This window comes from Lacinutrix sp. YIN62 (genome assembly GCF_057219185.1).
On the sequence record NZ_JBXVVH010000024.1, the window covers coordinates 38,248 to 50,715 of the forward strand.

A 12,468-nucleotide genomic window follows, 5' to 3' on the forward strand; every position below is an offset into this window, starting at 1 on the left:
GCTTCAGCAGCATCCGCTTTCTCTTTCGCTAGTCTTGCAGCTTCGGCACGTTTCGCCGCTTCAGCAGCATCTGCTTTCGCTAGTCTTGCGGCTTCGGCTTGTTTCGCAGCTTCAGCAGCATCCGCTTTCGCTAGTCTTGCGGCTTCGGCTTGTTTCGCAGCTTCAGCAGCATCCGCTTTCGCTTTCGCTAGTCTTGCGGCTTCGGCTTGTTTCGCAGCTTCAGCAGCATCCGCTTTCGCTTTCGCTAGTCTTGCAGCTTCGGCTTGTTTCGCAGCTTCAGCAGCATCCGCTTTCGCTTTCGCTAGTCTTGCAGCTTCGGCTTGTTTCGCAGCTTCAGCAGCATCCGCTTTCTCTTTTGCTAGTCTTGCAGCTTCGGCACGTTTCGCCGCTTCAGCAGCATCCGCTTTCGCTTTCGCTAGTCTTGCAGCTTCGGCTTGTTTCGCAGCTTCAGCAGCATCCGCTTTTTCTTTTGCTAATTGACTAGTTTCAAGCGTTTTTGGTTTAGCTAAATTTATTTTCTCATTTTGTTGTCTTTCTAATGCTTCTTTTCGTGCTTTAGATGCTTCGGCACGGGCTTTAATTCGTTGTTCAGCAGCTAACCTAACTTTTAATAAGTTATCATTTCTTTCTTTTATTTTTGCTGCGGCTAATGCTTTTCGTTTAGCAATAGATTCTTCTCTTGCTTTCAGTCTCGCTTCTATAGCTAATTTTGCTTTAGCTTTTTGTTCTGCTCTTTCTTGCGCTTTATTTTCAGCAATTTCAGCTCTTTCATCTGCGTCTAATACGGTTAAATTTGACTTCCGTTTAACTTTCCGTTTTTTACGTATTATAGAAACCTCTTCTTCATCACCACTATAAAAATAATTCTTCTTGTTCTTAAATCTATATGCAAGTGTTATTTCATGAGATGCTCCAAAATCTGAAATATCACCAGTTGCTTTTTCATAATTATACTCGACTGCTATTTGAGAGCTTACATTAATTCCTATACCAGCCGAAGCGCCATGTAAGTTATTGTAACCGACCTGTCCCCAAATTCCTTTTGGTACCGTCAACATTATTATTCCTGAAATGACAGTATTATCTTTTCTAAACTCTGTCTCTACCAAGCCTGAAAACTTACTTTCATCAAAAAAGCCTCTACTGTCCAAAAATCCAGTGTACATGATATACGCTTGAACACCTTGTTCTGGATCTTCTTCAATTAATTCTGAGGACGTAATATTATATTGGAATAAATTATTTACAGCTAAGCCAAAATCGAAAAATGCTGTCCCATAATTTATACCTGGATTTACAGTTAATAAAAAATTTGAAGGTATATTTTCTAATGATGGATCTGAAATATTAGTAATGACTTTCCCGCTATTTATTCCACTTGTGAAGGCTCCTAAATTTAAACCAAATGTTAAATTATTATTTGATGTTAATTGAGCGTTATATGCAAAATTTAAAATTCCCCCAAAAGTAGTTAATACACCATAATTTTGTTGAAAAGCGGTGATACCAGCACCTATATTTTCTCTAAATCGTCCAGAATAACTTAACAAATAAGTCTGAGGTGCATCTTCAAATTGTGTCAGCTCTCGTTTATTATAAACAGTAATATACTTATTTTGCTCTCTAACGAAATTGAATGTTGGGTTTATTAAGTTCCTATTAAATTTTAAAGAATTCCTTAATGGCAGAGCAAGAGAAACCACTCCATCTTCTTGAGAATGGATCGTTTGTATGGAACAAAACAGCAAGGTGGTTATTCCCAAAAGTATTTTCATGTTATTTGACTATAGTTATAGAACCTTTTTTGGTTTCTTGATTTGGGGTTGTTATTATATAATAAAAGACCAAGTTTATACTTGTTAAACTCAATTCATCTATTGGCCAGTTATTTTGATAATCGTTTGTTTTAAGCATTACTTCTCCTTGTGGACTCAGTACTATTACTTCAGTTCCTGTACCACTAACGTACTGTTGAGGGATTACCCAGGTATCATTTATTCCATCACCATTAGGACTCACGATATTAGGGATTTTCTCGACATCTGGAAATGGATCTATGGGTGCATTAATAACAAAAGTAAATTCTTTTGAAACTAAACAACCTATCGTTTGCCTAACCATTACTTTATATTCGCCTACTTCTGTTGCTTCATAGGTATTTTCTAATGCCTCTGAAATAACATTTCCATTAAGAAACCATTCGTATTCTGCCTCTACTGCTGTTGTACTTACTGTTACTAATAATGTTTCACCAGAATTGACATCGACTGTATTAACCGCTGATACATCTATACTGCTTGAAAAGCCTTCACTAACTAAATCTATAGACCCTGTTGCACTACATCCGCCAAGATCGACAACTACTATATATATACCAGATTCATCAACTTCTAATGTTTGGTTTGTAGCATCTATTATAGCGACTCCATCTTTATACCATTGATAACCGACTGCTGCTATTGTGGTTAATATTGTTCCACCGTTGTCTGGACAAAAAGAAGTGCCTAAGCTGGAAGAAATTGTTGTTGTTGCACCTGAACTAGCCTCACTGATTGTAACACGGTTTGAAAAGGAGTCTGAAGTACAAGTACCATAATCGGTCTCCACAAAATAGGTTCCTGGTTGATCTACAGTTAAAGTATTCCCTTGTTGCACAAAAACAGAAGTAGTAGCGCTGGTTTCTCTAAACCAATTAAAGGTTAATGATTCATAATTTAGAGGTGAATTATTTGTTCCAGTCCCTGGATTATCTATCGTTAACAAGTAATTTCCACCTGCGCAATATGCCCCTGTAGAAACTAAATTATTTATAGAAAACGGAGTGTCTTGCGGCTTATAGTATGCAGCAAATGCTGCGGATTGCGAGCTGAGTCCGACAGGATCTGTACTTCTAATCCGTATTTTATATCCTTCACCTGCTGTTGTTTCTGGCAAAGAAAAGCTTAATGTAGCTGGAGATACTGTGACTAGACCTGGAGCGGACTCAAAAACCACTGTAGGATTCGAAAAACTACCATTTGCATCGGATAATTCAATATTAAATTGATTTGCTGTCGTAACTACACCAGGAGTAAAAGTGAATGTTGCGCTAAATGTATTAAAAGAATCATTCGCACAAGCCTGAGAAAACCCTAATACGGGTTGACCTATAATAATTTGAGCACTTACTTGCTGTCCTACACAAAAAAGAAGAAAGCAACAAAGTCCTTTTAAAAAAAAATTATTTGAAACAGTAATTTTATTCATACGCTTTTATTTTGCACATATCAATCTCATTAATCTTGACTATGCTTACACAAAGTCAACACCATACTTAACTAATAAATTGCTTACAAAATAATTGTTTATAAAAGAATCCCCAAGATTCTTTATCCTACATGAAAGTAAATAGAAATAAAACCTCTATGTAAAAGACTAAGATTAAAAGTAGTCTGTAACTACTTTTAATCTTTACTAGATGCTATGATTTTATTTATACGTAACCTGAAATCTGGTCGTTTTGAATTTTTAGGATCTATAAATGTTTCTGAGTCAATACTTTTAGAATACACATTAAAGAAGGCACTACTCCCATACCAATTCTCTAAATCCTCATTATTCGGATTGTATTCCTTAAAAATATTTCCATTACAATTATTAAAATACATTTCTGTAAATTTAATTTTCGCTAAATTATCATTATTTATTTTAATTTTCTCATCTAACACTACAGCTGGGTTAAATCCTGAGATCACACTTTTAGTCATATCTAAAGAAGTGTCTTTTTCCATAAACAAACTTTCTTTTACTAAACCTATTTTTATATCAGAATCTAGGTTATCACTAATATTAACTAAGGTCATGTTTGTTGCTTTTACAGCCGTCATTTTTTTAGCAAAATCCACTTCTTTCTCTTCTTTATATGAAGACAAATACAAGCATCTAGACCCATTAACTCCAGAGACATAAGGAGATCTAATTGCGATAGAGTTTGCGATATCACACTGAGTACCATAATTAAAAGAATAGTCATTTCCTTTAGATTTAAAAGAAACCATTCTATTTAAAACAACATCACCTCCTAATACACTCACAGAATTACCTTGAGCAAAACTCACCATTACATTCTCTATAACAGTCTTATTTCCAACTCCCGCTAATGTTAAACCATTGAAATACCCATAATCTTTAGTTCTTTTCCCCGCATACTCAATTCTCACGTATTTCAATACTCCTGAATTACTCTCCATATTAGAACCGCCATATCCAATATGATCATAAGACGTTGGACGTTGTCCAAAACTTAAAGAAGACTCATTTCCATATTTATTAATAGGTGCATCACCTAAAACAAACAAACCACCCCAGTCTCCTGGCTTTTTCACACTTCCATTAGAAGTAAAAACTATAGGATCCGTTTCTGTCCCTTCAGCAATTACAGTTGCACCTTTAGAAATGGTTAGAGAACCTTTAGTTTTATAATCGCCCAAAATAACAGTTCCTGGCTCTATAGTTAATGTAGCACTATCTACCACAAAAACACTTCCTAACAATAGGTAAATTTCTTTCTTATACAATTTAGTATCCTTTGTTATGTTACCACTCAATATTTGAGTTGGTTCATCATAATCAATTTGTCCAGGTTTGAATTCAGCCCATCCATTAAGCCAATTTTCGGTACCTATTATTCCTTTTTCTTGCTGAGCGTAAACGCTTGTAATCACTAAAAGTAATATAATCTGTATAAAGTTTTTCATTTATTATGGGGTGTATTATATGAAACTTAAATCATAATCAAACTTATAAAAAATATCTATGAAATACAACTTAATCCGATGAAACATATCAACTAAGTTAAATTAACACTCTTTTTCTTAATATATTAAAGTTACAAAAAAATATTTATTATTAATAATTTATTTATTAAACTCTGTTTTATTTGAAAAACAACTCTCTAAAAACAAAGCCATTATGTCTCATATTATATTTTCTCATTAACACAATAGAATGACTGTTTTTCGTATCTATACGATCTAAATCATCAAAAAAAATACTTTTCAACATTTAGTTAACAAGTATAAAAAAACCCATACATTTTATATACAGGTTCTATTTTATTAAATTGTTTGACTTTTACGAGAGCGAATCAAGGCACTTAATTAAACTCGTTATAAGTATGCAATGCTTTTAATGTTTCTTCATAAAACAAAATAGCAGCAATTAGATTAGACTTATCTGAATACGGTAATATTTTTTGCTGAAACTCTAATGTATTTTCAAAATAAGTAGACGTAGCTTCTTTTTGAGTTTTTAGGGCTTTCTGATGCTCTTTTGTATTTGGAATCCCTAAAGATTCCATTGTAACACCAGGTTTTGTAGCAAATGCTATATTAGGCAAAATCTTAACGATTATTTCGATACGCTCAATATAAAGATTTAGCAACTTCCCTTTATTCATTTTGTTTAATTCTTCACGACTATGATACTGTCCTAAAGACACTTTTCCATTAATCATAGTATGTTGTGGTTCTTTCCCTTGAGCAAGTCCTATACTCGTCATTAGAAAAAAAACAGCACTAATAAGAATAAATTTCGTTCTCATATTCATATTTCTTTTAATTAATCTTAGAGGTGACAAAACTATACAATTAATTAAGAAGAACAACTTTATTAATGTATTTTTTTGAACACTATTTTCTAATTACAAGGTTGTTAACCTTACAAAAAACTTCTTAAAATTTAGTTAAAATAAAACCCAAACCTTAACACTTAAATGCAAATTCACCCTATAGTTTTATCAAATTCACATCCTTTACTAAAGTTCTCATTATACTTGATAAAAAACACATTTGATAGAACTCTATAATGTTACGATTAGAACTTATTATTACTAAACACATTACATCTTTTGGAGCCTTATAAAAGCTTAATCTTTTATTTTAATATTTCGTTGATCCTTTTAAAAGTAACTAAAAAAAATGTAAGTTTAAGGAAAACGTATTTTTATTTTCTTCATACTTTTATATTACTGTGATTGCTCAACACTATAGAATCAAAGCGGACATGCCTATTACAAATCTTTTTTTTTACACTTTCGATATATATTTAACAACGATAAGGCTGCCCATAGTGATAAGGCAAGGATCGCAATTAATAATCCAAAGCTTGTTCCAAAGGATTTCAGGAAAACAGCAGCTGTATATGTAACCCCTAGTAACCTGATTTCGATTGATAGAGAGTCAATTGATTTGTTTTAACTGTTTGAAATTTGATGGTTAGTTTTTAGGTAAAAAGCGATATCGAATGAGTCCTGCAATGATGCTTGATAAAAAAATACTAAAACTTCTTTGTCTAGAATGTTCAATTTGACAACTATTTTTAAGTTCATCATTAACAGTTTTAATAATAGAACGTTTTATAAGTAACATTGTATCACTCATAGTCATTAAAAATTCTTCATATTGTTTTTAATATGTGGTATTAAATGTTTTGTTTCCTGTAAAACAATAGTTGCATTAGATCTTTACCAATATACCCTTTGTCAGCATATAGTTTTCCATAAATTTTATGTAAAAAACTTTTCTTTTTTAATGGCGTTTTATCCTCTACATTGACTTAGGTAATCGTGAAATTTAGGATTTATAATGATATGAAGCTTAAATCCATAAAATCAACCCATTGTTGATTTACCAGTAGTAGCAACCCCTTTAAAACCTTTGTTGCTACGAATTCGTTTGGATTTACAAACTCGAATAGGAGCAAAATCAACAAAGGGAATACCTGTAGAATCCCCCAGGCGAGACGTTTTTAAAAAGAGTCTCATAACCATTTAATTTTGACCAATCAATTTGGTAAACCTATTATAAGATACCGTTTGGTGAAAATCATCTTTCATATGTTTCTTGGACATAGAAAATATAAAAATGCTTGAAGGGTCTAAAACCACTTAATTGAAATAGAATACAAAGTGTAATCACTTCACTTTTACCCATTATAGTTGGGCGTTTTGATGGATTCCCTAGCATATAGCTTTCAATAACTTGAGTATATTCTTTACAAAACCAATCAACTAAACAGAATATTTTGGTAACTTTAGAGTAAATTATCACAAATAGATTTTTAGACTAATAAATTAGATTTCAACGCTTTAATTTACTAAAATCTATCTTTTTTATTTTATAGAATCTTTCTAAAATTAATCGAACCCATATTTTCAGGTTTCTTTGATAAGAAACAGCTTAGAAATAAACAACAATCAACAAGCTTAGAAACTAAAAATATTCTACCTCTAATCTTTAATTAGGTCTAAACAATATCTCTTCTAAACATTATTTCAAAAGCGATGAATTAAACTTCAAAATCTTTTAAAGAAATATAACGGCCTTTCAATTTAATCTCTTCAATAAACTCTTTAATAGATTTATCTTTAAAATCTGCTAATAACTTCTTTTTAAAAGAAGCTACTGTAAAATGTACAGGGCAAGGGTTCTCTTCGTCGCAAGAAGAGAGTCCCATAAAACAATTATCAAATGTTGTAGACCCATCGACACAAACGATAACATCCCAGATACTATTATTTCTATCTTTTTCACTTAAATAAAACCCTCCTGTTGGGCCTTTAAATGACGAGACTAACTTATTTCTAGTTAACTGCTGTAAAAGTTTTGCCAAAAAAGGTTGTGGTACTTCTAAGGTTTCTGCTATTTTTTTGGCTCCTATTTTTGTTTTTTCATCTTGTAATGCCAAGTATAAAATAGAACGTATAGCATACTTGGAAGCGTTTGATAACATCTCTTTGTTTTTAATTCAAATATAATAAAAAAGACATAATAGTCTTTATCTCTTTTTTCACTTTTAAAACAAGGTTTTACTGATTTATATCATCTTATAAAACGTTATACAAGCCTACTTTTATAGTCAAAATAACGTTACTTAAATAGGTTACAAGAAAACGATTAGAAAGTAAGGCATGATACCTTTTTTATAACGTATTGTGCGTTATTACCAAAATATAGAATACCGTTAGCTATCTAAAAAAAACTCTAGTTCCAGCTCATTAAAACTTCAAAAAAGGGGCAGCAATAGAGGACGCATTATAGAAGAACAGTTATTATAAAACAATATAAAGTTTAAAAAATGAGCACTCTATTTCACGAAATATAATTAGTGTCTCTTTTAATTAACGTTTAATCAGTATTAAGGAAATAACTTAGATTATAATAAGAGCAATAAAACTTAAAAACATGAAATTATCACAAAAAAGTTTTTCAAAAAGTATGTCGTATACTGAATATCAAAAATTAATGCATGAATGTGTTTTAAACAAAGCTACTACTGGAAAAGAGCAAACTAAAGCAAGAATAGAGTATACTAAATTAAACGCCTGGAGATTAAAACGTTTGAATAAAACCATAAAATTACCTGATGAACACAACTTTAAATTCAATAAAACTCAAAAACAGATATGGTTGGTATTAACAGAAAGCTGGTGCGGTGATGCTGCTCAAACTCTTCCTGTTTTAAATAAAATAGCAACACATTCATCTAAAATTGATTTAAAAATTGTTTTGAGAGATGACAATTTGGAGCTAATGAACGCTTTCTTAACTAACGGAGCTCAAGCCATACCAAAACTTATTATTCTTGATGAAAATTTAACCGTATTAAATTCTTGGGGTGCTCGTTCTAAAGCAGCAAACCAACTAGTAATAGACTATAAAAAAGAATTTAACCTTATTGATGCCGAATTTAAAAAAAGGCTACAAATATGGTATAATAAAGACAAGGGAATGTCTATAATTAGTGACTTAGTAGAATGTATAGAAAATTTAGAGACTAATGTTTAATACGGCCTTTAAACTGAAGTATATAAATTAGAACAATAGCAAATAACAAAATACAACTAGCTATAATTATGTAAATAAAATAATTATCCAACAAAGGTAGATTACCCCAGGACGCGATACCTTTATAAAAAATAAGTCCTTCTGTTAACAGAAACCCAACCACATAAAGAATCATCTGATTTACAGAAAGTTGTATCAATTTAAAGTGATATAAAAAAACAAGAAGAGTAATGCTAACAACTCCCAAAAAGGTCCAGTGTATATACCCTATTATTAAATCTACATTAAATGAAATAATATTAGAAACATAAGGTATAGTTCCTACTATTTGTAAGACTAGCTTTATTAAAAATAAAAAACAAACAAAGGTTAACAGCTGTAATGATGGTTTAGAAAAGCCTGCCTTTAATTCTTTTTTACAGCCTATTATTTGCTTTAATAAAATATAAAAAGCGATGCATTGAAATAATGCTCCTAAACCAGAAAGTATATACATTAATAAATGAGGTTTCATCCATAATAATGAAATACCAAAAGTTAATATTACCCCTAGGTTTATCAATATAAAAAAGCTCTTAAACCAATGGCTAGGCATACTCATTTTTCGCTGTTCTAAAAGATAAAAAAAGACACCAAATAAAGCTAAAACAAACCATCCGTTGTATTGAAAATGCAAATAAAAATAAATAGCATTTCTATACAATTCTGAACCACTTCCAGCTGTTTTCATTATAACGCCTAATGCCCAAGGGCCAATGCTAGATACAATCATATAACAAAGCGCTATACGAATACATTTGTATGCATTTGTGTGTTTATACGTTAATGGTGTGTATTTAAAAACCAAATAAGCCAATAGGTAAGACGCTATTAAAAATAAGGTTGAAAATATAATAGAAAATAAAGCATAGCCCGTAAAAGGAAATAAAAGCAACATTCCTAAAATAGTACATTGGGTAAACCAAAATAAGCGTTTATACTTAACCAAAATATTAGATTTACTCAAAAACATTTTAAAGATTAATGTTGATAGCCCAGTGTATACCCAACCCAATAAAGCTACATGGGAATGTGCATGGACAACAAACCTATAATTTACAGGTAAATCTATTACAAAAAGAAAACGAAGCAAAACACCCAATACGGCAATAATCAAAAAATAGCTTAAAGCAATTTTACTATGCCTTTGTAAAACGTTTGTTAATGTATTCATAATTGTAAAAATACAGCTTATGAGATAAAATAATTAAATATAGATCATATCAATTGTCCTATTTTATCGTTATTATATTTTTTATATAGTAATAAGAAATCGTAAATTAAGAATATAATTTCGCTTCTAGGTTTTACAAAAAATAGAATATAAAATTAAATGATCACTTATTGACTTCTGGTTATAATCTCATAAATAATATAAAACGGATATGGATTTAAATAAACATAAAAGTACTTACGAAAAATTTTTAAATTTTCTTTTATAAAAGTTTGTGTAACGATTACTTGTATCGTTTTTTTAAACACTCCTTTTCAGTGCAGCAATTCATTCAAACCTTCTTTCTCAAACAATATACGTCCTACCTTAATATCAGACCATCCTTTTTTTAAATTATAGGTAAAGGTGGGTTGGTTTGCTATCAATTCACAATCTATGTAATAATTTGATATCTGCGCACCGAAAACACTTTTAAGTTTCTGAATATAAGTTGATATAAAGACATAAGCGTTTTTAAATTTACTAAGACCGTTAATTGTTGTACTACAAATCTCGAATGCATCTTCTACATTTGTTCCACTAAAAAGCTCATCGAAAATAGCAAAGCATCGCTTACCATTTGAAGCGTGTTCTACCACACTTTTTAAATTCATAATCTCCGTCATGAAATGACTATAACCATTTAAAATATTATCTCGTCGATTAATATCAATTGAAAAATGATTACAGAATGGAATTTCTCCAAAAGATGCAGGGATCGCTATTCCAAAATGCTCTAAGTATATGCAAGGTCCGACTGCTTTTAAAAAAGTTGATTTCCCTGACATGTTTGGACTGTTTAATAAAATCACGTTACTACTGGTCTCAAAATCGTTTTTTACGGGTTTCTTTATTAACGGGTGATAAAGCTCCTTTAGTTTAATATGCTTATGATCAAAGCTTTGAAAGTTAAAATTATTTTTATCTATTCTTAATTTAAGTAAGCAAACTTTAACAAAACCAGTAATAATATTGATATGATTCTATTTATTAAATAGTATGCATTTGTTTTTCGTGAAAATAGAAAAGTTATAAAACCTCTACAATTTGAATATGATTTCCACAGCTATCATTAAAAACAGCAAGTTTTGCAGCCCCCATTTCGGTGGGTTTTACACTAAATTCAACTCCTAATTTAGATAACCTTTCATATTCTTTTTCTACATTTAGAACATTAAATTGCGTGTAAGGTATTCCTGCATCAAAAAGCGCTTTTTGATAAACCTTAGAAGGTTCAAAATTTATAGGAGCTGGTTCTAATAATAATTCGGGGCCATCCTGCTCCTCTCCTGAAACTAACGTTAACCACCTATTGCCGTCACCAACAGGAATATCGATTTTTTTTATAAAATTCAATTTTTTCGTATAAAAATCAAGAGCTTTTTCTTGATTATCAACGGGAACACTTACAAGTTTAATTTTCATCTTTTTAAAAATTTAAGGTGATTTAATGGTACAAAGGTTTAAAATAGGAATAAAACAAATTTATCGAAAATTGCTCTTTTTATATCCTCTTGGTGTATGTCCCGTTTTTCTTTTGAATAAAGCACTAAACGAGCTTAAGCTTTCAAAACCGACTTCATAACAAGCTTCTGAAATAGGCAATCCTTTTTTTATATATTCTTTTGCTTTTTCAATTCTCTTATCGGTCAAATATTGATTTGGTGTTTGCCCATAGTATTTTTTAAATAATCTTAACAGATGGTATTTTGAAACAAATCGAATACGAGAAAAAAGGTCTAAGTTTAGATTTTCCTTAAAGTTATTGCTGATATAATTCTTTAATCCAATAACGGTCTCTATTTGCCATTGATTGGAATAACAATCTTCTTTAATTCGTAATATCTCTTTCTTGTAAAAACTCATCTATTCCTTTGTTATCAGCGTTTAGTATTACTGTTAGTTATAGATAAATATACCTAATTTTTAGGTTATCGACTGCATTTTGTTATTAGGATTAAATTCGATCACAGTTAAACCTTTCGTTATTAAAGTTGTACTATATTCCTTGTTGTTTTTTAGGGGGATTCCTAAAAGGGAGGTGTGTACAAACTATTATTAGTTGTCTAATTAAGGGAAAACTTACACTATGGCTTTTGCGATTTGTTATATGCTAATATATATAAAGTGCATCAGTTTTATCTTTTAATACTTGATCAGTTCATCCAACTTTTCTTGAAGTCTTATCAAAGTAAATCTCGTCTACAATTTCATTAAATAAATCTACAGAATTTAAGTCCCTGATATAGATTAAATTTATTTTCCATTCTGTAATTTTATGAAAACTGGACTTGCTATCTTAGATTGGACGTTAAGTTGAGTTACTATCTTGCTTGATTTTAACTTAGAGAATTATGAGACAAAAATCACGTCATTTCACGTTAGAGTTTA

The 12,468-nt window shown here is 30.8% G+C and carries 10 protein-coding genes and 1 pseudogene; 1 reads left to right on the top strand and 10 read right to left on the bottom strand.

Going from position 1 to position 12,468, the window contains the following annotated elements; all coding sequences use genetic code 11:
* The 6 genes and pseudogenes from AC2D8I_RS14105 to AC2D8I_RS14130 form a co-directional block, all read right to left on the bottom strand.
* A partial coding sequence (locus AC2D8I_RS14105) for a PorP/SprF family type IX secretion system membrane protein (RefSeq protein ID WP_484706666.1) occupies positions 1 to 1,775 on the bottom strand: 1,775 nt, incomplete at its 3' end.
* Between the two features lies 1 nt (position 1,776).
* Positions 1,777 to 3,246 (bottom strand): T9SS type B sorting domain-containing protein, encoded by a 1,470-nt coding sequence (locus AC2D8I_RS14110; RefSeq protein WP_484706667.1) that lies wholly within the window; start codon positions 3,244 to 3,246, stop codon positions 1,777 to 1,779.
* Positions 3,247 to 3,443: 197 nt separating this feature from the next.
* Entirely contained in the window at positions 3,444 to 4,736 is a 1,293-nt protein-coding gene (locus AC2D8I_RS14115; protein ID WP_484706668.1) for a hypothetical protein, read from the bottom strand.
* A 398-nt stretch (positions 4,737 to 5,134) separates the two neighbouring features.
* A complete protein-coding gene (locus tag AC2D8I_RS14120) occupies positions 5,135 to 5,581 on the bottom strand; it encodes a hypothetical protein (RefSeq protein WP_484706669.1) in 447 nt (148 codons plus the stop codon).
* A gap of 608 nt (positions 5,582 to 6,189) precedes the next feature.
* A pseudogene (locus AC2D8I_RS14125) lies at positions 6,190 to 7,088 on the bottom strand (IS982 family transposase).
* 238 nt (positions 7,089 to 7,326) lie between these two features.
* Positions 7,327 to 7,770, bottom strand: a complete 444-nt coding sequence (locus tag AC2D8I_RS14130; RefSeq protein ID WP_484706670.1) for an RrF2 family transcriptional regulator — start codon at positions 7,768 to 7,770, stop codon at positions 7,327 to 7,329.
* A 452-nt stretch (positions 7,771 to 8,222) separates the two neighbouring features.
* Here AC2D8I_RS14130 and AC2D8I_RS14135 point away from each other — a divergent pair, with 452 nt between their 5' ends.
* Positions 8,223 to 8,825 (top strand): thioredoxin family protein, encoded by a 603-nt coding sequence (locus tag AC2D8I_RS14135; protein ID WP_484706671.1) that lies wholly within the window; start codon positions 8,223 to 8,225, stop codon positions 8,823 to 8,825.
* On the opposite strand, the gene AC2D8I_RS14140 is transcribed toward AC2D8I_RS14135, so the two are convergent.
* The 4 genes from AC2D8I_RS14140 to AC2D8I_RS14155 form a co-directional block, all read right to left on the bottom strand.
* Entirely contained in the window at positions 8,815 to 10,038 is a 1,224-nt protein-coding gene (locus AC2D8I_RS14140; protein WP_484706672.1) for a hypothetical protein, read from the bottom strand. The two genes, AC2D8I_RS14135 and AC2D8I_RS14140, sit on opposite strands and share 11 nt — an antisense overlap.
* Before the next feature lie 314 nt (positions 10,039 to 10,352).
* Positions 10,353 to 10,889: a MutS-related protein gene (locus tag AC2D8I_RS14145; protein ID WP_484706673.1), complete on the bottom strand. Its 537-nt coding sequence runs from the start codon at positions 10,887 to 10,889 to the stop codon at positions 10,353 to 10,355.
* 217 nt (positions 10,890 to 11,106) lie between these two features.
* Complete coding sequence (locus tag AC2D8I_RS14150; protein WP_484706674.1) at positions 11,107 to 11,502, bottom strand: VOC family protein; 396 nt, start codon at positions 11,500 to 11,502, stop codon at positions 11,107 to 11,109.
* 60 nt (positions 11,503 to 11,562) lie between these two features.
* Positions 11,563 to 11,943 (bottom strand): helix-turn-helix domain-containing protein, encoded by a 381-nt coding sequence (locus AC2D8I_RS14155; RefSeq protein ID WP_484706675.1) that lies wholly within the window; start codon positions 11,941 to 11,943, stop codon positions 11,563 to 11,565.
* Between the last annotated feature and the right edge of the window lie 525 nt (positions 11,944 to 12,468).

Coding starts and splice junctions, on each gene's coding strand:
- AC2D8I_RS14110 (WP_484706667.1), bottom strand. CDS start 3,246: ATGAATAAAATTACTGTTTCAAATAATTTTTTTTTAAAAGGACTTTGT.
- AC2D8I_RS14115 (WP_484706668.1), bottom strand. CDS start 4,736: ATGAAAAACTTTATACAGATTATATTACTTTTAGTGATTACAAGCGTT.
- AC2D8I_RS14120 (WP_484706669.1), bottom strand. CDS start 5,581: ATGAGAACGAAATTTATTCTTATTAGTGCTGTTTTTTTTCTAATGACG.
- AC2D8I_RS14130 (WP_484706670.1), bottom strand. CDS start 7,770: ATGTTATCAAACGCTTCCAAGTATGCTATACGTTCTATTTTATACTTG.
- AC2D8I_RS14135 (WP_484706671.1), top strand. CDS start 8,223: ATGAAATTATCACAAAAAAGTTTTTCAAAAAGTATGTCGTATACTGAA.
- AC2D8I_RS14140 (WP_484706672.1), bottom strand. CDS start 10,038: ATGAATACATTAACAAACGTTTTACAAAGGCATAGTAAAATTGCTTTA.
- AC2D8I_RS14150 (WP_484706674.1), bottom strand. CDS start 11,502: ATGAAAATTAAACTTGTAAGTGTTCCCGTTGATAATCAAGAAAAAGCT.
- AC2D8I_RS14155 (WP_484706675.1), bottom strand. CDS start 11,943: ATGAGTTTTTACAAGAAAGAGATATTACGAATTAAAGAAGATTGTTAT.